We start from the raw sequence: 21,005 nt of genomic DNA, 5'->3' as shown, positions 1-21,005 counted from the left end.
GGCAATGCCCACTCTGTTGAACTTGCGCTGGGCGCGGTCACGGCGGATAAACGCACTTTAACGAATACGCAACCATGGCCTGATCATGCCGCTCCCAGCCGACGATGTTGCCGCCAGTTTGCGGCTGGCCATCGACTTTCTGCCCCAGGGCGTCGCCGTTTTCGATTCCGGGCTCCGGCTTGTCGTCTCGAACGAACGCTACAACACCCTGCTTGCCTTGCCGGCCGATCTCATTCGCGAAGGTGCGGCCCTGTTCGACATTGCCCTGTTCCTCGCCGAGCGGGGCGATCTGGGCAGTGGCGACCCCGCGCGTCTCGCCATCGAGCGCATCAATTACCTGACCGCGGCACCCACCACCGTCACCCTGCGCATTGCCAATTCCGGCCAGTCGCTCGAATTTTTCTCGACCCGCCTGCCCGATGGGGGCCTTGCCGTTGCCATCTCCGATGTCACCGATCGGGTGCGCGCCGAACGCGAGCTCGAGCGGGTCAATCTGACGCTGGAAGGCCGCGTGTCCGAGCGCACCGCCGCGCTCACCCGGGTCAATGCCGAGCTTGAGGTGGCTCGCGCCAAGGCCGACGCCGCCAATCACGACAAGACGCGCTTCCTTGCCGCGGCCAGCCACGATCTGCTGCAGCCGCTCAACGCTGCGCGTCTCTACACCTCGACCCTGATCGAACGCGCGAAAACCACCGCCTTTGCCGAGCTGGCCAATTCCATCGAAGCCTCGCTGACGGCGGTGGAGGACATCATGTCGGCCCTGCTCGACATCTCGCGCATCGACAGCGGCACCCTCAAGCCGATCCCGAGCGTCTTTTCCGCCCGCGACCTCACGCGCAAGATGGAGGTCGAGTTTGCTCCGCTGGCGCGGGAACACGACGTGACCCTGCGCACCGTCGGCAATGACGCCGCAATCATCGCCGACCGCACCCTGGTCGGCCGCATTGCGCAGAACCTTGTCTCCAACGCCATCAAATATACCCCTGCCGGCGGCAAGGTGCTGGTCGGCGTGCGGCGGCGCGGCAATCGCGTCCGCCTCGACGTCATCGATACCGGCATCGGCTTCAATCGCGACCAGCACAAGCTGCTGTTTGCCGAATTCTCGCGGCTCGATCGGGGCGCCCGCATGGCACAGGGTCTGGGGCTTGGGCTCTCCATCGTCCAGCGCCTCGTTGCCGCCCTTGGCCTCACGCTCGAGCTCGACAGCAAGGAAGGCAGGGGCTCGCGCTTCTCGCTCTATCTGCCGGCCGCCCGCAATCAGCGTCCGGCCGCCGGCGCGGTGCCGACACCGCCCGAACCGGTGTTCGGCTCCTTTGATCTGAAAATCCTCTGCGTCGACAATGAGGAAGCGATCCTCGAAGCCATGCGGGGTCTGCTTGAACATTGGGGCTGCGACGTGCGCACGGCGCTTTCGCTCAAACGCATCGACAGGGAACGCCTGCTCGAAGGCTGGTACCCCGATCTCGTGCTGATGGATTATCATCTTGACCAGACGTCGGGCCTCGATGCCATCGAGTGGCTGCGCCACAATCTGGGCGGCCATCTTCCGGCAGCCCTCGTGACCGCCGATCGCACTCCGGCTGTCCGGGCGCTGGCCGAAGAGCGCGGCATCGCCGTCATCAACAAGCCGGTCAAACCCGCCGCCCTGCGCGCCACCATTTCGGGCCTCTCAAAGAGCGGTCGGGGCTGAGCCGACAGTAAAAATCCGGCGCCCCTTTCGGGACGCCGGATGATCTATTGGGTTCTACCCTTGGGTCCGGATCAGATCCAGTACGGCGCAACGCCGTAATAGTCATAGACACGGCGACCGTTTTCTTCGGTCCAGTAGCTGTCGTCCTCGCGCTCATAGCGCGGAGCGCCTTCGAGCTGTTCCTTGCTGATATCGATGCGATACCCGCCAAGGCTCTGGTCATAGTTCAGCTTGGACCAGGGGAGGGGGTAATGCTCGTCACCGATCCCGAGGAAACCGCCAAAGCTCAGCACGGCATAAGACACCTTGCCAGAGCGTTTTTCCACCAAGAGGCGCTCGATCGAGCCGACATGTTCGCCCCGCGGGTCATAGACCTTGGTGCCTTCAACCTTGTCGGATGCGATCAGGTCATGGGTTTCCTTGACGTTGGCATCAGTCGTGCGAATGTCATCATAAGCCATGATGGTCCTCCTTCAATTTGCGTGTGATAGGAGAACGGTTGGAGGGCGTCAGGGTTGCAAAATTAACCCGAATTTCCTCACGCGACGAGGCGCGGCCGCGTCGTCGGCTTGGGCCCGTTGGCACTCAGAAACGCAATGAAACCAGCGATATCGAGCGGTCGCGAGATCAGATAGCCCTGCACGTAATCGACCTTGCCATTGGCCCGCAGCGCGTCGAGCCGGGCTTGTGTTTCCACGCCTTCGACCACCACGATCCGGTCTGATGCGGACACCATGTCGATGGCATGGTCGAGCATGCGCACCAGCACGGAGTCATTGGGCGCCATGGCAAAGGACCGGTCGAGCTTGACCCCATCCACCGACACCGCCGCCAGATTGCGCATAGACGAATAGCCGGCCCCGAAATCATCGATGAAGATCCGGACGCCGGCGCTGCGCAGTCGCTCGATTTCCGCCTGGGCAGTCTCCAGCTGGATCTCCTGCGTTTCAACGATCTCGAAGATCAGGCTGAACGGCCCACCCGGCGCGAGGAACGGCGCAAATGTGGTCAGCAAGGGTTCCGCCTGGAGGTCGCGCGGGAAAATATTGAAGCTGACATGCACGCGCTGGCCCGGCTTGAGGTGCTGGGTCAGGTCCTTGTGGGCGCGGTCTGCCACCAGCGTGGTAAAGCGCTGCGTCAGCCCATGCTTTTCAATCAGTGGGATAAATCTGTCCGGCGAGACCAGCGTGCCGTCGATATCGCGCCAGCGCGCCAGCACTTCGCAACCGGGAATGCGGTCTCGTTTGAGGTGCAGCAGGGGCTGGTAGACGCATTCGATCGTGTCGGGCCCCAGCCGCCGCAGAAACCGGGTCTCGAACGACCAGTGGCGGGCGATAAAGCCATGCGCTTGCTGCGACAGCCAGGCCGCCAGCACCGCGCAGACCACCAGGGTCACCGCGATTGTCGCCATGCCGAGAGCGAACAGATCCGGCAGCCGCGCCTTGCCGACGAGGCAATGGACGCCGCCACTGTCGCAGCGCATCACGAACTGCGCAGCGTTAAAAAGGCCGAACCCGCCGGCGCGGGCCTGCTCGAGACTCTCATTATAAATGCCCGATTGCCCGCCGCGGTGCCACCAGCGCCCATTGGACGCGCGCACGATCAGCTCCATTTCAAGCCAGCGCGGCGTGGTTGTCGGCAGCGGGGGTGTGGGCACGACAAGGGCAAAACTGCCGCGCTGGGCAATGCTTGCCGTCAGCCCCTCCAGCCGCAGGAAGCTGAGGTCGCGATCCAACCAGAAGGCCATCTGGTGCGGACTCTGGGTAACAACTTCGGCTGCGCCCAGATCAACTGGCTGCGTAAACAGCCCCGAATTGACCGAACACACTGCCATCCCGCCGGGCGCATAGAGCAACTCGTTGATCCCGTCGGGCAGGAAGGCGATCCGGCGCAGCTCATCCATGAAGCCGGGGCTGCAGGGAGCCGTGACCAGCCTTGCGTCCATCTGGTCGAATGTGCCGAGCACATTGACGCGCAATTGCTCGTAGCCGGTCAGCGCCCGCGCCGTCTCCTGGCGCATGTTCTGCTGCACCTGTTCGACAATAAACCATGAGGCAAGGGCCAGCATTGCCCCAAAGGTCACCAGGAACAAAACGAGGCGCACCCCCTTCTGGTGCGCGCTCGAAATCAGGATGCTGATGAAGCCGCTCATCTCCGCCCTCCGGAATACAGCCTCAATCAAGCACTGCGCGGCGTCAAGCTGGCGTTAACGCGCGATGGAACTCTGCGGCGGACGCCAGCATTCCATCTCTCGAACAATGCCGCCAGAGTTTGGAGGAGCAAATGGTTTTCGAAAGTCTAAGGGCCCAGGCGGGCGCTGCCAATGCCCTGGCGCCGATGCAGATCGCCCAGCACACGTTCTTCACCGCCAAGGAAAAGATCGAGCTGCTCAATCAGCTCAAGGCCGAAGTTACCGGCGCCAATGCGGAAGGCGATGATCTGGGGTTCAGCCCCGAGGAGATCGACGCCGCCATCGCCCACGTCCGCGAGGGCGTTGCCGATGGTGTCGGCTCCGAAACTGTATTCAAGGGAGACTTCTGATGGCAACGGACGACAGACGACCCACCCCCACCGTGGCATCGGTCGATCATCTGGTCGACGAAAATGGCGCACGCATTGATGTCCCCGACGCCTCCCAGCTCAAGGTTGCCGGCGAACACGAGAACGTCGTGGCTGCCACCAGCCCCACCAATTGGTGGCTTTATGGGCTCGTCGGTCTCGCCATTGTCATCGCGCTGCTGTTTGTTATGCAGATGTTTTCGGGCGCTCCGGGCACCGATGTAGTCCCCAACAGCCCCACCGCCGCCCCGGTGGTCGAAACCCCAGCCCAATAAAAAACGCGGCCCGAGAGCCGCGTTTTTTTATTGCTGTACCGAACCTTAGCCGCGGATCGGCGAGATCTGGATTTCGACGCGACGGTTCTGGGCGCGGCCGGACTCGTTGGCGTTGGACGCGATCGGGCTCGTCGAGCCCTTGCCCTCGATGTAGAAGCGGCGCTGGTCGATGCCCTGGTTGGCAAGGATCGTCGCCACGGACACAGCGCGGCGCTGGCTGAGCGACAGATTGTGCTCGTTCGAGCCGGTGGAGTCGGTGTGGCCATAGACGTCGACAATGGTCTTGTCGAATTTCTTGAGCACCAGCGCGACCGAAACCAGGGTCTGGTTGAACTGCGGCTGCACGCTCGACTGGTCGGTGGCGAAAGTGATGTTGGACGGCATGTTGAGGATGACCTGGTCACCCACGCGCGTCACCGATACGCCGGTGCCCTGCAGCTGCGCGCGCAGCTCGGCTTCCTGCTGGTCCATGTAATTGCCGATGCCGGCGCCGGTCAGGCCGCCAACGCCAGCGCCGATCAGCGCACCAACGCGCGGATCCCCGCCCACGGCAGCACCCACGATGGCACCGGCCACTGCGCCGCCGCCAGCACCCAGCAGCGTACCGCCGGCAGTGTTGGAGAGCTGGTTCTGCCCGGTATAGGGATTGGTCGTGGTGCAGGCGCTCAGAGCCAGGGTAGCGGCCAGCGCGACGAGAATCTTGGATTTCATGTGTATCCCCCGAGGGTCAGAGATCTGGAAAAGCCGATGGCCCTGCAAGTCGATCTCACGACAAAGTAAAGAATCTGCTGAGCGGCCGTTGGTGCCCTTTGATTAAGGCAGGAACGTGATGCGGGAGGCAAGCTGAACCGGAGATGAACCCGGTCCAGGCCTGTATGCCGCGTCTACGCGCCGATCGCGTCCGGTTCTGCCGTTTCCGGCAGGTCGTAAAAGGCCCGGACCACGTCCCAGCCTTCCTTGGCGTCATCGACAATGGTGAAGAGCTCGGGGTCGGTGGGCGAAATCGTGCCCGCTTCCGCCAGCGCTTCAAGATTGATCGCCTTGCCCCAGAACTCGCGGCCAAACAGCAGCACCGGGATCTTGTCCATGCGCCCTGTCTGGATCAGCGTCAGCGTCTCGAAGAATTCGTCCAGCGTGCCGAACCCGCCGGGGAACACCGCCACCACCTTGGCGCGCAAGAGGAAATGGATTTTTCGCGTCGCAAAATAGTGGAAGTTGAACGACAGCTCCGGCGTCACATAAAGGTTCGGCGCCTGCTCATGCGGCAAAACGATATTGAGCCCGATAGTCGGCGCTCCCACATCGACGGCCCCGCGATTGCCGGCCTCCATTACGCCGGGCCCGCCCCCTGTCACCACCACATATTCGCTATAGTCCATGGTGGCAGAGGTCAGCGACGCCAGCTGGGCAAAGCGGCGCGCCTCGTCATAATATTTCGAGGCCTTCTCGAGATTGGCCTTCTGCACTTCGTTCTTGGCCGCCCAGGCTGGCTTGCCCGGTTCGGGAATGCGGGCTCCGCCAAACAACACCACAGTCGAATTGATGCCGCTTTCGCGCAGGCGAAATTCGGGCTTGAGATATTCAAGCTGGAAGCGAACTCCGCGAATGTCTTCCGATGTGAGGAACTCGTCATCGGCGAAGGCCAGCCGATAGGCCGCGCTCTGCGTCTGGGGTGTGGACGGCGCCTTGAGTGAGGCGGCGACGTCTTCCTTGGAGGTGCGCAGCGGCGTCGGATGGCGTCTGGCCAAATTTCGTCTCCATTATTGTCAGCGCTTCAAGCGCGAATACGCCACAATCGGGCGGCTTTACTTCAAGGGCATAACCAGCCCCGAAGCATCGGGCAAGGGCAGGGGGTCGCCATTCGCTTCACGACTTTGGAAGTCTCCATCGATGCGGCGGCGCATAAAATCCTCGCCCGCCTGCCGCGCGGACGCCTCGCCGATGGCCTTGTCGAGTTTCTCGTCTTCGGCCTCAAGCAGGCCTGGGCCTGCCTCTTCGCGGGCTGATGCTGGCCATGATCCTCGCCACCACGCTCTATTGGCCCGACACCGGCCTTAACCGCTACGACTTCTTGTTCCTCATGGCGCTACTCGTTCAGGCCGCCATGCTGGCCCTCAAACTCGAAACGATTGAGGAAGCCCGCATCATTCTCATCTTCCATCTCGTCGGCACCGGCATGGAAATCTTCAAGACCGCCATGGGCTCCTGGATTTACCCCGAGGATGCAATGTTCCGCATTGCGGGCGTGCCGCTCTTTTCCGGCTTCATGTATGCCTGTGTCGGCTCCTACATGGCCCGCATCCAGCGCATTTTCGACATCACCTTCACGCGCTATCCGCCAGTCCCCGTGACGGCGCTGCTGGCCCTCGCAATCTATGTCAACTTCTTCTCCCACCACTTCTTTTTCGATCTGCGCTGGGTGCTGTTCGCCGCCATCATCCTGCTCTATGGCCGCGCTTTCATGCATTACCGCGTCTTCCGCTTTCGCCACTCCATGCCCATGCTGCTGGCCTTCCTCCTCGTCGCGCTCTTCATCTGGATCGCCGAAAACATCGGCACCTGGTCGCGCGCCTGGATCTATCCGCATCAGGCAAATGGCTGGTCCATGGTCAGCCTGTCCAAACTCGGCTCCTGGTATCTGCTCATGCTGATCTCGGTGGTCCTGGTTACTCTCGTCCATCCCCCACGCCCGCGAACAGATTGAGCCCTCTCCATAAACGCCAAAACAATCATTTCTTGGCACCACAGGGGACAAGCCGAGGAGGACCCGCCATGACCACACGACCGATTCTCACAACTCTTGCTCTGCTCATGGGCACGGCAACCGCCATGGCCGAGCAGCTCCCCGAAAACTTCGTCTATCTCGCCGATATCGCCCCGCAGATCCGTCAGGACATGCGCTATGCGGGCGAGCATAATTTCGTCGGCCGTCCCATCACCGGCTATGAGGCGGGGGAGTGCATCCTCACCCGGCCTGCCGCCGAGGCCCTGCGCGACGCCGCCATCGAGCTGGCCGAACAGAACCTCGTCCTCCGGGTCTATGATTGCTATCGCCCCGCCCGCGCCGTCGCCGATTTCGCCCAATGGGCGCGCGACATCGAAGCGCTCGACATGCAGGCCGAATTCTATCCCCGCGTCGACAAATCCCGCCTCTTCGAGCTCGGCTATATTGCCGAACGCTCCGGCCACAGCCGCGGCAGCACGGTCGATCTGACCATCGAACCCCTCGACGCCAGTCCCGCCCCATGGCAGCCAGGAGACGCCCTTGTCGATTGCGCCCTCCCGGACCGCTACGCCGACAATGTCCTCGATTTCGGCACCGGTTATGACTGTTTCGACACGCACGCCCATCACGGGGCCGACGGCATCAATCCGGAAGCCGAGGAAAACCGCGAAATGCTCGCCGACCTGCTCGAACGCCACGGCTACGCGCCCTATGCGGAAGAGTGGTGGCATTATACACTGCGCAACGAACCCTTCCCCGACACCTATTTCGATTTCGTCGTTGCGGCGCGACCGGACTGACAGGGCCAGATAATCTCGGCATGACGCGCCTTATTCTCTTCAACAAGCCTTATGGCGTGCTCACCCAGTTCACCGGCGGGGAAAAGGGCGAGACGCTGGCCGACTATATCCCCGTGCCCGGCGTCTATGCCGCCGGCCGGCTCGACAAGGACAGCGAGGGCCTCCTGCTGCTTACCGATGACGGCAAGCTGCAGGCGCAGATTTCCTCGCCAAAGTTCAAGCAGCCCAAGACCTATTATGTGCAGGTCGAAGGCATCCCCGACGAGGCCGCCCTCAATGCCCTGCGCAAGGGCGTTACCCTCAAGGATGGTCCCACCCTCCCGGCCAAAGCCCGGATGATCGACCCGCCCGATCTCTGGCCCCGCGATCCCCCGGTGCGCTATCGAAAGTCCGTGCCCGACAGCTGGATCGCCCTCACCATCACCGAGGGCCGCAATCGCCAGGTCCGCCGCATGACGGCGGCCGTCGGGCACCCGACCCTGCGCCTCGTGCGCTGGTCTATCGGCAATTGGAGCCTCGACAATCTGGCGCCCGGCAAATGGGTCGACGCGCCCCCGCGCCGCGATCGCTAGTCGAGCAAAAATCCTTCGGCAGCGAAATCTTCCCACCCGCTCAGCTTCTGGCCGGTCTCGGTGTCGCGCCCTGCCTCGGGCGCCAGTTCGCTGGATTTCTGCTTTTTCGCCTCGCGCTTGACCTTGGCCTTCCATGCGGCCTGCCGTCGCCGCTCGGCCGTCGCCAGCGCATCTTCCTCGCGCCAGTTTTCCACCATGTCCCGTTCCTGCAGATCGGTCACATAGCCCGGCTCGAACACATGGAAGGTGATTTTCCTGGCCCGGCCGCGCAGTTTCACCGTCCGCGTCCCGCCACTCTGGAGCCGCCCATCCTTGAGCCAGCGATGCCGCTCGCTGGTCTTGATGTCGAGAATGTCCTCAATCTCGCGCGGCAACACGGGCAGGGTCTCGATCCCGACCAGCCCCTTGCTGACGATCTCGATCGCGGCGTCAAAGCGCTCCTTCTCGTCCTCGGCCATTTTGAGCACCAGAACCGTCCCGCGCACATCCAGCCGCCGGGCCGACTTGGTCCCAATCCGCGCCCGCATTTCCTGCAATATGCCCTTGGCGCGCACCGACGAGCCCAGCATGGCGCCGGGCGGCAGATCCCATTCATGGACCAGGGTCAGCTCTTGCGGTGGTTTCTTGGCTTTTGGCGGCATGCCGCAGAGATAGGCCAAAGCCGGGGCCGGTCAACCTTTGCCCGCCTCAAGATCGGTTGAATGGGCCGTTTCGTCGCGTGCGAACGCTTTTGGCCGGCTTTGCCATTGGCTTCGCTGGCGCTCTGTTTCAGCTTGGACGCTTGTGATTCTCCCGGCCAAATGTGCCGGAACAGGAGGACTAGGTCAGTGGCGGGCAAAATCCGTATCGGCATCGTTGGACATGGCAATCTGGGGCGCGGCGTGGAGGCTGCGATCACCAAGAACCCGGACATGTCCGTCGCCGGCATTTTCACCCGCCGTCCGCCGCAGAGCCTTGCCCCGCGCGTTCCCGGCACGCCCGTCTTTGCCATGGATGATCTTGCCGCCCACGCCGGCAATATTGACGTGCTGGTCCTCTGCGGTGGCTCCAAGGAAGATCTGCCCCGCCAGTCGCCCGAACTCGCCCAAAACTTCAACATCGTCGACAGCTTTGACACCCACGCCCGCATCCCCGAGCATTTTGCCGCCGTCGATGCGCCCGCCCGCGCCAACAACAAGACCGCGCTGATCTCGGCCGGCTGGGATCCCGGCATGTTCTCGCTCAACCGCGTGTTCGGCGAAGCCCTGCTGCCCGATGGCGCCACCTATACCTTCTGGGGCGATGGCCTCAGCCAGGGGCATTCGGACGCCGTCCGTCGTCTCCCGGGCGTCGCCAATGCCGTCCAGTATACCCGCCCGATCAAGGACGCCGTCGATCGCGTCCGCAGCGGCGACCGTCCCGATCTCACCACCCGCGAAAAGCACGTTCGCGACTGTTTTGTCGTGCTGGAGGCGGGGGCCGATGCCGAGGCGGTGCGCGAAGCCATCGTCACCATGCCCCATTATTTCGACGCCTACGACACCAGCGTCACCTTCATCTCCGCCGAGGAACTGGCCCGCGACCACGCCCGCATGATGCATGGCGGCTTCGTCATCCGCAGCGGCAACACCTCGGAAACCGAGCGCCAGGTCATCGAATATAGCCTCAAACTCGACAGCAATCCCGAGTTCACTGCCAGCGTGCTCGTCGCCTATGCCCGCGCCGTCCATCGGCTCAACGCCAAGGGCCAGTTCGGCGCCCTGACAGTCTTCGACGTGCCCCCGGGCCTCCTCTCCCCCAAGAGCCCGGAAGCCCTGCGCGCCGAACTGCTCTGAGCCTTCACATCTCGGTCAGCGCCTTGCCACGCCCCCCGGTTCTGCTGCCACCATGCCCCATCATCGGAGCCATGTTATGCGCAAGCTGATCCTGCTGGGAGTGTTGGGAATGGTGCTGACCTCGAACGCCGCCGCCGCAATCCTCACCGCCGTCGAACAAGGCGACATTCCCGCCCTCGAAACGGCCATTGCCGCCGGCGAAGACATCGAGCAGCGCAACGCGCGGGGCCAGACTCCGCTGCTCGTCGCCGTCTGGAATAATGATCTCGACGCCGCCACCCGCCTCGTTGCCGCCGGCGCCGATGTCAACGCCAAGGACGCCATCGACGACAGCCCCTATCTCGTCGCCGGCGCCCATGGCCGCGTGGAGATTTTGAAACTCCTCCTCGCCAATGGCGCCGATCTCGCCAGCACCAATCGCTATGGCGGCACCGCGCTGATCCCCGCTGCCGAAAAGGGCCACCCCGAAGCCGTTGCCCTCCTCATCGAAGCGGGCGTCGATATCGATCACGTCAACAATCTCGGCTGGACGGCGCTCCTCGAAGCCGTGATCCTCACCGATGGCGGCCCCACGGCCCAGCAGATCGTCAAGCTTCTCCTCGACGCCGGCGCCGACCGCACCATCCCCGACCGCGACGGCATCACCGCAATCCAACACGCAAAAACCCGCAACTTTACCGAAATCGCCGCCCTGCTCGAAGCCGAATAAATTTGCCATCCTGCTGACGCGTGTCGAAAATCGCGCAAACCACCCGTCGCGGGGAAAAGGGAGGGCAAAAATTGGCCGACACGATTTCCATCAAACCGCAGACCATCACCGCCTATCACGCTGTGCAGGCGCCGGAGGACCGGGATATCTGCGAGGCCCTCCGCGCCATCATCGATGCGGCGCTGCCCGAGGCGGAGAGCAAGATCTGGCATGCGCACCCGGTCTGGTTCCTCGCTGGCAATCCTGTCGTCGGCTACTCAAAGCTCAAAGGCGGCGTCCGCCTCCTCTTCTGGAGCGGCCAGTCCTTTTCCACTCCGGGCCTTGCCAGGGAGGGCACGTTCAAGGCCGCCGAAAAGCGCTACACCGCGGCCGACCAGATCGACGAAACCCTGCTCAAAAGCTGGCTGGCCGAGGCCCGCACCGTGCAATGGGATTACAAGAACATCATGAAGCGCCGGGGCCTTTATCGGCTCCTCTAGCCCACAAACGCCCGCTCGATCCCCGCCCATTTGCTTTCGTGCGACCCCTCGAAATTCTCCATTCCCGGCCGCGTCAGGCAGCCGCGCGGTTTGACATAGCTGTCGATCCGCCGCTCCGGCGCCTCGTGCCAGGTGATGTTGAACGCCCAATAGGTGGGGAAGAAGTAAAGGCTCGAATAGGGCAGATGGTCGTGGATCCACCAGGCCAGTTTCGTCCACTCGCCTTCGCCCTGAAACTGGTCCCAGAACGCCGGGATGACGATGCAGGCGGTCGCCCCCATATGCCCGTTGGCGTCGCGCCGGTCCCAGATATGACCAGCGTAATTGGCTTCATTGACAGCGCAATTATACCCCGCCTTGCCATCGCGCTGCATCTCATTGCCCAGCCCATTGACCTCCGCCGAGCGAAACGCCGACCGCACCGCCACGCGCCCAAACCGATCCTGCAGCGGCTCCAGCAGCTCCTCACAAAGCCGCGTCCCCGCCGCAATCGCCAGCGCGGGATCATCCGGCACATTGTTCAGCCCATGAACTGACGCGATGTCCGAAAACAAAAAATCCCGCATGAAAAAGCTCTTGGACAGCCTGACGCGTCCAAACTCAGTCAGCGATGAAACCGATGTCGGCTTTTTCATTTTTGGAAAGTTTCCCCTTAACGCGTCCCAACCAAGCCCGAGTTTCCCGCTGGGCATTCCCGTGAAAACGGGAATATCTGTTAAGTTGGCGCCAGACCGGACTTATCTACCGGTCCGGCTTCACAGCTACCCGTTTTAAGTGCCCTTAAGGGGCTGGGGCCGGAGTATGGCCGAGCTTGCGTTGGGAGAGCGTGCAATTGCAGGTTTCTCGGCTGTCGCGGTGATGCTTGTGTTTGATTCAGTAGCCGCTATTTGGAGCCCCTGCGCCCATCTTTGCTGCTCAGCGTATCCCTCGCTTGGTCGGTGATGGCTAACCCCGTATTCTCGCCACATTCACATTTGCCTCGCTATCCCTCTATGTGGGGTTGCGTAAGGCTGGCAATCCAAAACTCAGGGCGCCGTGGTCGATGAATCCATATCCTATGTTAGGCTGTGACCAGCCGTTGGTCCAAATCTGTCTAGAGAATTCTAGATACACCGCCTCTGGCCGGTTGTTTGGTATCGCAGAGTACTTGTCAGCATGCGCAATACTACTATTGGTCTTTCTGTCTCTGATTATCGATATCGGCTCCGGCTGAGCTTGGCTGGCTTTGGTGGGCAGCGCGGTCTGTTTGTTGCCGGGGCCGTGATCGGCATTCTGCTGATGTGTGTCGAGTTTTGGTTTATAAAGGGGCTGCCCGTCCCTGTCGGTTTGAATGATCTTCCGCTCATTCAACTAGGCTCTGTTGACAAAGTGTGGCATCCATATCCTTGCGGCGGCTAGGGCGAGGAAGGCCGCGAAGGACGTTGCTGTTTTGTCGAAGCGTGTGGCGATGCGCCTGAACTGCTTGAGCCTGTTGAACATGCGCTCGATGCGGTTGCGGTCTTTGTAGGCCTTGAAGTCGCATGGTGGCGGGTTCTTGCGGTTGGTTTTTGGTGGGATCACCGGAACGATGCCGCTCAGGAGTAGATCCTGGCGCACGGCGTCACCATCATAGCCCTTGTCGGCCAGGAGCAATCGCGGCTTGCCAACCGGCATGGCCATCAAGGCAGGAACGGCTGCATAGTCGGATGTTTCTCCGCCTGTGAGGACAAAGCCAAGAGGGCGTCCTTGACCGTCTGTGCGGGCGTGGATTTTGCACGTAAAGCCGCCGCGTGATCGACCAAAAGCCTCCTTATAAGTCCCCCTTTAGCGCCCGCTGCCTGAGAGTGGCCGCGCACCGTGGTGCTGTCGATCATGTGCTGCCAGTCATCGGTGAGCCCGAGTTCGACCAGGGTCTCAAGCAAGGCATCCCACACCCCTTGCTCGGCCCAGCGACGGAAGCGCACATAGACTGAGTTCCACTTGCCATAGCGCTCATGCATGTCGCGCCAGGGGCAGCCAACTCGCAGAACATGGAGCATGCCGTTCAGATATCGACGGTTATCTTGCGCTGGTCGGGACTTGCGCCCTCGCTCAGCCGGCAAGAGCTCCCCAATGAGCCGCCACTCTGCGTCCGACAAATCCCCACGCGCCAAAACCGCCTCCTAAAAAGCAGTCTTGAATCACGGCAAACCCGATTTGGGAATCCAGTTTGTCAACAGGACCTAGTTCTTGGCATCGCCTTTCTGGCTGTTGTGCTTTATTGTTGTTGGGTGGTGTTCGTGCAGCCGCCTGTATTCACAGCTAATTCTTCCAGGCGGTGGGCGTCGGTCATATACACTTCCATAGGTGTCGGGGACGAGGAGAAGTTGGCGGTGCTGGCCGATCAACTTCGGGAGTCCATAAAGCCGATGTTCGATACCGCTGGTCGCAGGACGCAGAAATCCTCTGATAAATCCCCAGAAGCAATTTCTTGGCTATGCATACATCTCTTGGGTGATCCGCGAATGGTTAGAGCGCTTGTTCGATCGGCACCTTGGACCGTTGAAGAAATATTCAATCAGTTTAGCGATAGGGATTTGAATAATATTCCTGTCATAGACTTGGCTTCAAATATCGGCACCGAGTTGATAGTCGCAACAGATTCACCATTACGATGGGAAATAACCGGCTACACAGGTTACTTCAAACACTTTCAGCCCATTGGGACAGCTGTGTTTAGTGACTCGGAGCTTGTTGAGAAGTTGTCGCCTTTTTGGGGGCCTCTTGCTCTGGTGGGCAAGTTTTCGTGGCGTATGGATCCAGACCAGCTAAGAAATTATGCCGCTGCTATACTGATCTACAGTCGAGACTTGGTGAGGGATCGTGCCCCACTGCGTGGTGTAACTGAGGCTTGGCCTCCACGCATATCCGGCTTGGCCGGGCTGGTCAGCGTGCGGGAACTGCCGGCAAGCTGACGAGGGGATCATCGCTCAACGGGGCGACGGATTCCAGCGTCATATATCTCGCCCGCTGAACCGCCCATTCATCGTTCTGTTCGAGCAGGATAGCGCCGACGAGGCGGATGATTGCGTCCTCGTTGGGGAAGATGCCCACGACCTCGGTCCGGCGCTTCACCTCGCCATTCACCCGTTCAATCGGGTTGTTGCTGTGCAACTTGGCCCGATGCTCCTTGGGGAAGCTCATGTAGGCGAGGACGTCGTGCTCGGCCTCATCCATGATGGTGGCAAGCTTGGGCACGCGAGGGCGGATTTGGTCGGCAACGGCGCGCCACTGGGTGCTGGCCGCCTCCGGCGTCTCCTGGGCGAAGGCCGTGGCGATAAAGGCACTGGCCACGCGGCGACCGCTCTTGCCGGCATGGGCGAGGACGTTACGCATGAAGTGAACGCGGCAGCGCTGCCATGTGGCGCAAAGCACCTTGGTGACGGCGGCCTTGATGCCCTCATGGGCATCGGAGATCACCAGCTTCACGCCTCGCAGGCCGCGGCGGGTCAGCTTGCGCAGAAACTCGGTCCAGATCGCCTCGGCTTCCGAGGTGCCGATCTCCATGCCCAACACCTCGCGCCGGCCATCGGCATTGACGCCCACGGCCATGATGGCGGCCACCGAGACGATGCGGCCGCCCCGGCGCACTTTGAGGTAGGTGGCGTCGATCCACAGGTAGGGCCAGTCGCCCTCGATCGGCCGCTCAAGGAAAGCCTTCACCCGACCATCGATCTCCTCGCACAGGCGGCTGACCTGGCTCTTTGAGATGCCGCTCATGCCCATGGCTTTGACCAGGTCGTCCACCGACCGGGTCGAGATGCCTTGGATATACGCCTCCTGGATCACCGCCGTCAGCGCCTTCTCGGCCAGCCGCCGAGGTTCCAGAAAGCCAGGGAAGTAGCTGCCCTTGCGAAGCTTGGGGATGCGCAGCTCGACCGTGCCGGCCCGGGTCTCCCAGTCCCGCTCGCGGTAGCCATTGCGCTGGACCCGCCGCTCGGCGCTCTTTTCGCCATAGCCGGCGCCAGTGGCGGCACCCACTTCCATTTCCATCAGCCGTTCGGCAGCAAAGCCAATCATCTCGCGCAGAATATCGGCGTCGGGGGCCTTCTCTACCAGCGAGCGCAGGTTCATCATCGAGTCGGTCATCGGTGGTCCTTCAGGTACAGGGTTGGCGTAAGCAACCAGACCTTACCGGAAATCCGTCGATGACCACCCAGCCGCTCGCTCGCTACGGCGCTCCTAATGGCGCGCTCGCGAGCGGCTTGACCACCTCAGTTACACCACGTCCCGGGACACGACCTGGTGAGGAGGAGGCGATTTGAGAGTCGTGCCCTTAGAAACGCGCTTGAAAGTTTAACTAAGGCCTGCATGACAATTAGCGACGTCAACGGACGGGATGCCGGGGTGTTTGATGATCCGGCCTTCCTGCGGTTCGAAATCGCCACAGAAGTTATTTCGGAGATAATAAAATTGCTGGATGAGGCGGGTTACGAATATCCATTCTGGTGGCGCGAAGACGAACGATCGATCATTTCCGATATCGCGGATGCGATCTTCGAAATGATTAATTACGCGGCCTCCGAGAAATACCCGAATGCCGCAAAGGCCGTTCTGATAGGTTCCATCACGTTTGATGAGGAATCTGGTGAGCTTGTAAAGACGTACTCAGAAGGGGTTTCAGCGAAAGCCACCGAGGAGCGGTTGTCGCTCGATCCGCCGGGCCATCTCAACTGAGCTGTGATTGATTTTATTCCGCTCTCCATCCGTTAAAGGGCGGTGTATGAGATTGTTATAGTGAAAGATGCCGATTGCTTCCGTTCATCGGACTTATGGCCCGAAACCGTCTACCGTTCGGAATTTTCGACGATGGCTGCCCGCCAGCGCTAGATTGCCGCCACTCCCCCCCATCCCCCTTGCATCTCCTCCCAAAAATCCGCATATAGCGCCTCGGGAGGTTGGCGCGGACGTGTTCCTCGTCCATCGGGTCAGGTCCGGAAGGAAGCAGCCCAGTCGAGATCCTCACGGGTCGATGCCAGCCTCCTACTCAGCCCCCACAAAATTTGCGGGCAAGAATGGAGAATCGGCCATTATTTTGTTGGCCCGATGCCCTATGATCACCGGATGATCGCAACCAGATTTCACTTCAAGCCGACAAGGGAAGGGCAGGATGGCTGACGCTGTAAGCACGCCCTATCTGGTGCTCGCCCGAAAATATCGCCCGCGCGACTTCTCCACCCTGGTGGGGCAGGACGCGATGGTGCAGACCCTGGGCAATGCCTTTGCGCAGAACCGCATCCACCACGCCTTTATTCTCACCGGCGTACGCGGCGTGGGCAAAACCACCACGGCCCGCATTCTCGCCCGCGCCTTCAATTATGAAGATGCCAATGGCCGCCGCCCCACGCTCGATCTCGAGGTCGAGGGCGAGCATTGCCGCGCCATCATTGAAGGCCGCCATGTCGACGTCATCGAGATGGACGCCGCATCCAATACCGGCATTGGCGACATTCGCGAGATCATCGACTCGGTCAAATATGGCCCGGCCTCGGCGCCCTATAAGGTCTATGTCATCGACGAGGTGCACATGCTCTCGACGGCGGCCTTCAATGGCCTGCTGAAGACCCTCGAAGAGCCGCCGCCTTATGTAAAATTCATCTTCGCCACGACCGAAATCCGAAAGGTCCCCATCACCATATTGTCGCGCTGCCAGCGCTTCGATCTCCGGCGCATTCCCGCCGACGTGATGACGGCCTATCTCGAAAAAATCCTCGGGCAGGAGAACATCTCCTTCGAGCCCGACGCGCTCGCCATGATCGTGCGCGCCGGCGAAGGCTCGGCCCGCGATAGTCTATCCCTCCTCGATCAGGCGATTGCCCACGGCGGCGGTACCGTGTCGGCGGCGACAGTAAAAGCCATGCTGGGCCTGGGCGATCGCGCCCGCATCATCGATCTCTTTGAAGATCTGATGGCCGGCCGCATTGCCGAAGCGCTGACCGCGCTGCGCGAGCTTTATGATCTCGGCGCCGATCCGCAGACCCTGCTGGCTGATCTCGCCGAATTCACCCATCTCGTTACCCGCATCAAAATCGTGCCGGCCGCGGCCGACGATGCCTCGCTGACGCCCGATGAGCGCATCCGCGGACGGGATCTCGCCCAGCGCCTCCACATGCGCGCGCTCACCCGCGCCTGGCAGATCCTCTTCAAGGGCAATGAGGAAACCGCCCGCGCCGGCAATGGCCTGCAGGCGGCGGAAATGACGCTGATCCGGCTGGCTTACGCTGCCGATCTGCCGAGCCCCGATGAAGTCATCGCCAAATTGAGCGGCCAGGTGCTCTCCAATGCGCCGATGTCGACGCCGTCTCCGCGCGGTCCGTCTGGCGGCGGTGGCGGCGCCTCGGCCATGCGCGTCGAAGCGCCCCAGCCGATGATCGCCACCAGCCAGCCCGCGCCGGTCACCCGCCCGCAGGCTGCCGCCCAGCCCGCTCTCGCCACCATCGCCTCCTACAAGGACCTCATCGCGCTCGCCACGGCCAAACGCGACGTGCTCGTCAAGCTGGCGCTCGAATCCAATATGCGCCCGGTCTCCTTTGAACAGGGCCGCATCGAAGTGGCGCTGGCCGAGGGCTCCGACCCCGGGATGATCGCCACGCTCGCCGCCCGCCTCCAGCAATGGACCGGCCAGCGCTGGCTGGTCATGGTGTCGACGCGTCCGCCCGAAGGCCTCACCATCCGGCAGGAGCGCGAGCAGCGCAAGGAAGCGGCCACCTCCGCGGCCTATGAAGACCCGCTGGTGAAAGCCATTCTTGAAACCTTTCCGGGGGCCAAGCTCGTTAACGTCACAGTGCGCGACGACGAGGCCGCCATTCCCGATATCGCCCCGCCACCCAACGAAGAGGATGACGAATGAAAGACATCATGGGCATGATGAAAGCCGCCAGCGAAATGAAGGGCAAGATGGAGGCCATGCAGGCCGAGCTTGCCGAGCTGGTCGTCGAAGGCCGCTCCGCCGGTGGCATGGTCACCGTCGCGCTCTCGGGCAAGGGCGAGATGAAGTCGCTCAAGCTCGATCCCTCGCTGATCAAGGCCGACGAAGCTGATGTGTTGGAAGACCTCATCATCGCCGCCTACAATGACGCCAAGGGCAAGAGCGAAGCCGAAATGCAGCGCCGCATGGCCGAAGTCACCGCCGGCCTGCCCATCCCCCCCGGTATGAAGCTGCCGTTCTAGTTTTTGGGACTGAGACGCAAAGCGTCGAGCGGGCAGAGTGCCACTTCCCTTCTCCCCTCGAGGGAGAAGGTGGCCCGAAGGGCCGGATGAGGGGGCCTCGCCGCCCGAATTTCGCGGCGCATTCCCACCCACCCGCTCTCAATGCTAACAGTCTGCTGACCAACTCACCCCAAACGCGACACAAAACACATGGCCAATGGCGGACCGGAAATCGAGCAATTGATCCAGCTCCTGGCACGCCTGCCAGGGCTCGGTCCGCGCTCGGCCCGCCGGGCGGTGCTGCATCTGATCAAGAAAAAAGAGCAGCTCATGCTGCCCCTTTCGGCCGCCCTTGATCGCGCCGTCGTGGCTGTAAAGACTTGTGAAACCTGCGGAAATATCGACACGACCAGCCCGTGCTCGATCTGCCGGGACCCGCGCCGCGGCGAAAGCGGCATGCTCATCGTGGTAGAGGATGTGGCCGATCTCTGGGCGCTCGAACGCGCCGGCGTCGGCTCGGTCCGCTATCACGTCCTCGGCGGCGTCCTCTCGCCCCTCGACGGTGTCGGCCCCGACGACCTCAACCTTAATCCCTTGATTTCACGGGCGTCTGACTATTCGGAACTGGTCCTTGCCATGAATGCCACGGTCGAGGGACAGACCACCGCTCACTACATCACCGACCGCCTCGCCGGCAGCGGCGTCAAGATCACCCGCCTCGCCCATGGCGTCCCGGTCGGGGGCGAGCTCGACTATCTCGACGAAGGCACGCTGAGCCAGGCGCTGAGGGCCCGCACAAACATCTAACTGTTTGCCGGCACTTCAAGAATTGCCCTGACGCCGGGCTGATTATCCTCGATGCGGAAGCTGCCGCCATGCAGCCGCGCCACGGCATTGACCAGCGCCAGCCCCAGCCCCGACCCAGCCTCGGACCGGCTTTTTTCTAGCCGCACAAACCGCTCCAACACCCGCTTGCGCTCGGCCTCGGGAATACCCGGGCCATTGTCGGCCACAATCAATTGCACCATCCCCCCAACGCTTTGCAGGGAAACAGTAATTTTCCCTGCGCTGCCATCTTCCGGCTTGGCATATTTCATGGCGTTTTCGAGCAGATTGACCGTGGCCTGGCCGATCAGCTCGCGATTGGCCCGCAGCATCACCCCGGGCTCCACATCGGTCACCACCTCGATCCCCTCGTCCTCGGCCACCGGCGCGTAAAGCTCGGCCATATCAGCGATAATCGCGCTGATATCGGTCTCCGCCAGCGCGCCGGACGGGGCACCAGCCTCGGCCCGGGCAATCATTAGCAGCGCATTGAATGTCCGGATCAGCCGGTCGCTTTCGCCAATCACATTCTCCAGCGCGTCCTGTCGGATCTCGTCAGTCGCCCCATCGCGCAGGGCGGCCTCGGCCTGGTTGCGCAGGCGCGTGAGGGGGGTCTTGAGGTCGTGCGCGACATTGTCCGTCACTTCCTTAAGTCCCTGGAGGAGCTGCTCGATCCGGTCGAGCATGGCGTTGAGATTGAGCGCCAGCCCGTCAAATTCATCATTGCGTTTCGTGATCGGCACGCGCTCGGCGAGGTTGCCGGACATAATCTTGGTGGACGTGTCGCGGATCGTATCGATGCGCTTGAGCACCCGCCGCGCCGTCACCCCACCAGCGATCACGGAAAAAAGGATAATGCCGGCAACGCCGACAAAAAAGCTTTGCAGGATGATCGCCGAATAGCCGCGTCTCTCGACCACGTCGCGGCCGACCACCAGCCGCATGCCGCTCCCCAGTTCAACCGAGCGAACGATAGCCACGCCCGAGCGCACCTCCGCCTCCGGCCCGGCGTCCTCGTTCAGCGGTCCGGCGCGATCATAGTCGAAGGTATAAACCCCTGGTTCAATGAGCACTTCGGCCGGAACCGCCACCAGATTTCCCATCAGGTACTGGCCCGAGGCATCGCCGAGATAATAGATCCCGGGACCCGGCTGCCGAGAAATCCTGTTGAGTGCAAAGGCCAGCCCGCGGACCCCCTGGTTGATCTCGATGCGCTGCAATTGCCGGATTTCCAGGTCGATGTCATCGGCCTGCTGGCGCTGGATCTGCACGCTCGACTGCCATCCGATAAACGCCATCAGCAGAATGGCGAATACACCGAAAATAGTGATGAATGTGGCGGTCAGCCGAACGGTCGAAGTGCGCCAGACCTGCGCGAACTCGTTCAATT

23 protein-coding genes, 1 other RNA gene and 1 pseudogene are annotated in these 21,005 nt (G+C 61.9%); 15 read left to right on the top strand and 10 right to left on the bottom strand.

The window, feature by feature from the left end; all coding sequences use genetic code 11:
• Positions 1-85: 85 nt before the first annotated feature.
• On the top strand, positions 86-1,690 hold the full coding sequence (locus NYQ88_RS17645; protein ID WP_275652404.1) for an ATP-binding protein: 1,605 nt from the start codon (positions 86-88) through the stop codon (positions 1,688-1,690).
• A 71-nt stretch (positions 1,691-1,761) separates the two neighbouring features.
• Here the strand turns inward: NYQ88_RS17645 and NYQ88_RS17640 are convergent, their stop codons facing one another.
• Positions 1,762-2,151 (bottom strand): PRC-barrel domain-containing protein, encoded by a 390-nt coding sequence (locus NYQ88_RS17640; RefSeq protein ID WP_275652403.1) that lies wholly within the window; start codon positions 2,149-2,151, stop codon positions 1,762-1,764.
• Between the two features lie 77 nt (positions 2,152-2,228).
• A complete protein-coding gene (locus NYQ88_RS17635; RefSeq protein WP_275652402.1) occupies positions 2,229-3,842 on the bottom strand; it encodes an EAL domain-containing protein in 1,614 nt (537 codons plus the stop codon).
• Between the two features lie 131 nt (positions 3,843-3,973).
• On the opposite strand from NYQ88_RS17635, the gene NYQ88_RS17630 reads away from it, so the two are divergent.
• Together NYQ88_RS17630 and NYQ88_RS17625 are read left to right on the top strand one after the other, a co-directional pair.
• A complete protein-coding gene (locus NYQ88_RS17630) occupies positions 3,974-4,231 on the top strand; it encodes a hypothetical protein (RefSeq protein ID WP_275652401.1) in 258 nt (85 codons plus the stop codon).
• Complete coding sequence (locus NYQ88_RS17625) at positions 4,231-4,524, top strand: hypothetical protein (RefSeq protein ID WP_275652400.1); 294 nt, start codon at positions 4,231-4,233, stop codon at positions 4,522-4,524. The genes NYQ88_RS17630 and NYQ88_RS17625 overlap by 1 nt, the downstream gene beginning before the upstream one ends.
• Before the next feature lie 45 nt (positions 4,525-4,569).
• On the opposite strand, the gene NYQ88_RS17620 is transcribed toward NYQ88_RS17625, so the two are convergent.
• The gene (locus NYQ88_RS17620) at positions 4,570-5,235 is read right to left on the bottom strand and encodes an OmpA family protein (protein WP_275652399.1); all 666 of its coding nucleotides are present in this window, start codon (positions 5,233-5,235) and stop codon (positions 4,570-4,572) included.
• Positions 5,236-5,408: 173 nt separating this feature from the next.
• Entirely contained in the window at positions 5,409-6,272 is an 864-nt protein-coding gene (locus tag NYQ88_RS17615; RefSeq protein ID WP_275652398.1) for an LOG family protein, read from the bottom strand.
• Between the two features lie 111 nt (positions 6,273-6,383).
• Between NYQ88_RS17615 and NYQ88_RS17610 the strand changes: the two are divergent.
• The 3 genes and pseudogenes from NYQ88_RS17610 (at position 6,384) to NYQ88_RS17600 (ending at position 8,621) form a co-directional block, all read left to right on the top strand.
• Positions 6,384-7,228, top strand: a pseudogene (locus NYQ88_RS17610) (DUF817 domain-containing protein).
• Between the two features lie 68 nt (positions 7,229-7,296).
• On the top strand, positions 7,297-8,049 hold the full coding sequence (locus tag NYQ88_RS17605; RefSeq protein WP_275652397.1) for a M15 family metallopeptidase: 753 nt from the start codon (positions 7,297-7,299) through the stop codon (positions 8,047-8,049).
• A gap of 20 nt (positions 8,050-8,069) precedes the next feature.
• Entirely contained in the window at positions 8,070-8,621 is a 552-nt protein-coding gene (locus tag NYQ88_RS17600; protein ID WP_275652396.1) for an rRNA large subunit pseudouridine synthase E, read from the top strand.
• Here the strand turns inward: NYQ88_RS17600 and NYQ88_RS17595 are convergent.
• The gene (locus NYQ88_RS17595; protein WP_275654948.1) at positions 8,618-9,262 is read right to left on the bottom strand and encodes a hypothetical protein; all 645 of its coding nucleotides are present in this window, start codon (positions 9,260-9,262) and stop codon (positions 8,618-8,620) included. The two genes, NYQ88_RS17600 and NYQ88_RS17595, sit on opposite strands and share 4 nt — an antisense overlap.
• Positions 9,263-9,448: 186 nt before the next feature.
• On the opposite strand from NYQ88_RS17595, the gene NYQ88_RS17590 reads away from it, so the two are divergent.
• The 3 genes from NYQ88_RS17590 to NYQ88_RS17580 all read left to right on the top strand — a co-directional run bounded on the left by NYQ88_RS17590 (position 9,449) and on the right by NYQ88_RS17580 (position 11,623).
• Positions 9,449-10,435, top strand: coding sequence for a diaminopimelate dehydrogenase (locus tag NYQ88_RS17590; protein ID WP_275652395.1), 987 nt, complete (start codon positions 9,449-9,451; stop codon positions 10,433-10,435).
• Between the two features lie 76 nt (positions 10,436-10,511).
• The gene (locus NYQ88_RS17585; protein ID WP_275652394.1) at positions 10,512-11,144 is read left to right on the top strand and encodes an ankyrin repeat domain-containing protein; all 633 of its coding nucleotides are present in this window, start codon (positions 10,512-10,514) and stop codon (positions 11,142-11,144) included.
• 71 nt (positions 11,145-11,215) lie between these two features.
• Positions 11,216-11,623: a DUF1801 domain-containing protein gene (locus NYQ88_RS17580; RefSeq protein WP_275652393.1), complete on the top strand. Its 408-nt coding sequence runs from the start codon at positions 11,216-11,218 to the stop codon at positions 11,621-11,623.
• Here the strand turns inward: NYQ88_RS17580 and NYQ88_RS17575 are convergent.
• From NYQ88_RS17575 to NYQ88_RS17565, 3 genes are all read right to left on the bottom strand, one after another.
• On the bottom strand, positions 11,620-12,258 hold the full coding sequence (locus NYQ88_RS17575) for a hypothetical protein (protein ID WP_275652392.1): 639 nt from the start codon (positions 12,256-12,258) through the stop codon (positions 11,620-11,622). The two genes, NYQ88_RS17580 and NYQ88_RS17575, sit on opposite strands and share 4 nt — an antisense overlap.
• 715 nt (positions 12,259-12,973) lie before the next feature.
• Complete coding sequence (locus NYQ88_RS17570) at positions 12,974-13,372, bottom strand: IS5 family transposase (RefSeq protein ID WP_275654843.1); 399 nt, start codon at positions 13,370-13,372, stop codon at positions 12,974-12,976.
• On the bottom strand, positions 13,282-13,704 hold the full coding sequence (locus tag NYQ88_RS17565; RefSeq protein WP_275654842.1) for a transposase: 423 nt from the start codon (positions 13,702-13,704) through the stop codon (positions 13,282-13,284). Before NYQ88_RS17565 ends, NYQ88_RS17570 begins: the two co-directional genes overlap by 91 nt.
• Before the next feature lie 264 nt (positions 13,705-13,968).
• Here NYQ88_RS17565 and NYQ88_RS17560 point away from each other — a divergent pair, with 264 nt between their 5' ends.
• Complete coding sequence (locus tag NYQ88_RS17560; RefSeq protein ID WP_275652391.1) at positions 13,969-14,556, top strand: hypothetical protein; 588 nt, start codon at positions 13,969-13,971, stop codon at positions 14,554-14,556.
• On the opposite strand, the gene NYQ88_RS17555 is transcribed toward NYQ88_RS17560, so the two are convergent.
• Positions 14,528-15,730 carry an IS256 family transposase gene (locus NYQ88_RS17555; protein WP_024849733.1) on the bottom strand — a complete coding sequence of 401 codons (1,203 nt, stop codon included), beginning with the start codon at positions 15,728-15,730 and terminating at the stop codon, positions 14,528-14,530. The two genes, NYQ88_RS17560 and NYQ88_RS17555, sit on opposite strands and share 29 nt — an antisense overlap.
• Before the next feature lie 222 nt (positions 15,731-15,952).
• On the opposite strand from NYQ88_RS17555, the gene NYQ88_RS17550 reads away from it, so the two are divergent.
• The 5 genes from NYQ88_RS17550 (at position 15,953) to recR (ending at position 19,597) form a co-directional block, all read left to right on the top strand.
• Complete coding sequence (locus NYQ88_RS17550) at positions 15,953-16,318, top strand: hypothetical protein (RefSeq protein WP_275652390.1); 366 nt, start codon at positions 15,953-15,955, stop codon at positions 16,316-16,318.
• A gap of 215 nt (positions 16,319-16,533) precedes the next feature.
• Positions 16,534-16,629: signal recognition particle sRNA small type (ffs, locus tag NYQ88_RS17545), an RNA gene on the top strand.
• Positions 16,630-16,751: 122 nt separating this feature from the next.
• Positions 16,752-18,491: a DNA polymerase III subunit gamma/tau gene (locus NYQ88_RS17540; protein ID WP_275652389.1), complete on the top strand. Its 1,740-nt coding sequence runs from the start codon at positions 16,752-16,754 to the stop codon at positions 18,489-18,491.
• Positions 18,488-18,811, top strand: a complete 324-nt coding sequence (locus NYQ88_RS17535) for a YbaB/EbfC family nucleoid-associated protein (RefSeq protein WP_275652388.1) — start codon at positions 18,488-18,490, stop codon at positions 18,809-18,811. Before NYQ88_RS17540 ends, NYQ88_RS17535 begins: the two co-directional genes overlap by 4 nt.
• A 189-nt stretch (positions 18,812-19,000) precedes the next feature.
• Complete coding sequence (recR, locus tag NYQ88_RS17530) at positions 19,001-19,597, top strand: recombination mediator RecR (RefSeq protein ID WP_275652387.1); 597 nt, start codon at positions 19,001-19,003, stop codon at positions 19,595-19,597.
• Here the strand turns inward: recR and NYQ88_RS17525 are convergent.
• Positions 19,594-21,003, bottom strand: coding sequence for an ATP-binding protein (locus NYQ88_RS17525; protein ID WP_275652386.1), 1,410 nt, complete (start codon positions 21,001-21,003; stop codon positions 19,594-19,596). The genes recR and NYQ88_RS17525 overlap by 4 nt on opposite strands.
• Positions 21,004-21,005 lie beyond the last annotated feature (2 nt).

It is taken from the genome of Devosia sp. SD17-2, from assembly GCF_029201565.1.
Classification (GTDB): Bacteria; Pseudomonadota; Alphaproteobacteria; order Rhizobiales; family Devosiaceae; genus Devosia.
The sequence above is the reverse complement of the archived record's forward strand: the minus strand, read 5'-3'. Positions and strand labels throughout refer to the sequence as shown.

Excerpts from the sequence above, each read along its gene's own strand:
- NYQ88_RS17645 (WP_275652404.1), top strand. The coding sequence starts at position 86 with ATGCCGCTCCCAGCCGACGATGTTGCCGCCAGTTTGCGGCTGGCCATC.
- NYQ88_RS17640 (WP_275652403.1), bottom strand. The coding sequence starts at position 2,151 with ATGGCTTATGATGACATTCGCACGACTGATGCCAACGTCAAGGAAACC.
- NYQ88_RS17635 (WP_275652402.1), bottom strand. The coding sequence starts at position 3,842 with ATGAGCGGCTTCATCAGCATCCTGATTTCGAGCGCGCACCAGAAGGGG.
- NYQ88_RS17630 (WP_275652401.1), top strand. The coding sequence starts at position 3,974 with ATGGTTTTCGAAAGTCTAAGGGCCCAGGCGGGCGCTGCCAATGCCCTG.
- NYQ88_RS17625 (WP_275652400.1), top strand. The coding sequence starts at position 4,231 with ATGGCAACGGACGACAGACGACCCACCCCCACCGTGGCATCGGTCGAT.
- NYQ88_RS17620 (WP_275652399.1), bottom strand. The coding sequence starts at position 5,235 with ATGAAATCCAAGATTCTCGTCGCGCTGGCCGCTACCCTGGCTCTGAGC.
- NYQ88_RS17605 (WP_275652397.1), top strand. The coding sequence starts at position 7,297 with ATGACCACACGACCGATTCTCACAACTCTTGCTCTGCTCATGGGCACG.
- NYQ88_RS17600 (WP_275652396.1), top strand. The coding sequence starts at position 8,070 with ATGACGCGCCTTATTCTCTTCAACAAGCCTTATGGCGTGCTCACCCAG.
- NYQ88_RS17595 (WP_275654948.1), bottom strand. The coding sequence starts at position 9,262 with ATGCCGCCAAAAGCCAAGAAACCACCGCAAGAGCTGACCCTGGTCCAT.
- NYQ88_RS17585 (WP_275652394.1), top strand. The coding sequence starts at position 10,512 with ATGCGCAAGCTGATCCTGCTGGGAGTGTTGGGAATGGTGCTGACCTCG.
- NYQ88_RS17575 (WP_275652392.1), bottom strand. The coding sequence starts at position 12,258 with ATGAAAAAGCCGACATCGGTTTCATCGCTGACTGAGTTTGGACGCGTC.
- NYQ88_RS17555 (WP_024849733.1), bottom strand. The coding sequence starts at position 15,730 with ATGACCGACTCGATGATGAACCTGCGCTCGCTGGTAGAGAAGGCCCCC.
- NYQ88_RS17550 (WP_275652390.1), top strand. The coding sequence starts at position 15,953 with ATGACAATTAGCGACGTCAACGGACGGGATGCCGGGGTGTTTGATGAT.
- NYQ88_RS17540 (WP_275652389.1), top strand. The coding sequence starts at position 16,752 with ATGGCTGACGCTGTAAGCACGCCCTATCTGGTGCTCGCCCGAAAATAT.
- NYQ88_RS17535 (WP_275652388.1), top strand. The coding sequence starts at position 18,488 with ATGAAAGACATCATGGGCATGATGAAAGCCGCCAGCGAAATGAAGGGC.
- recR (WP_275652387.1), top strand. The coding sequence starts at position 19,001 with ATGGCCAATGGCGGACCGGAAATCGAGCAATTGATCCAGCTCCTGGCA.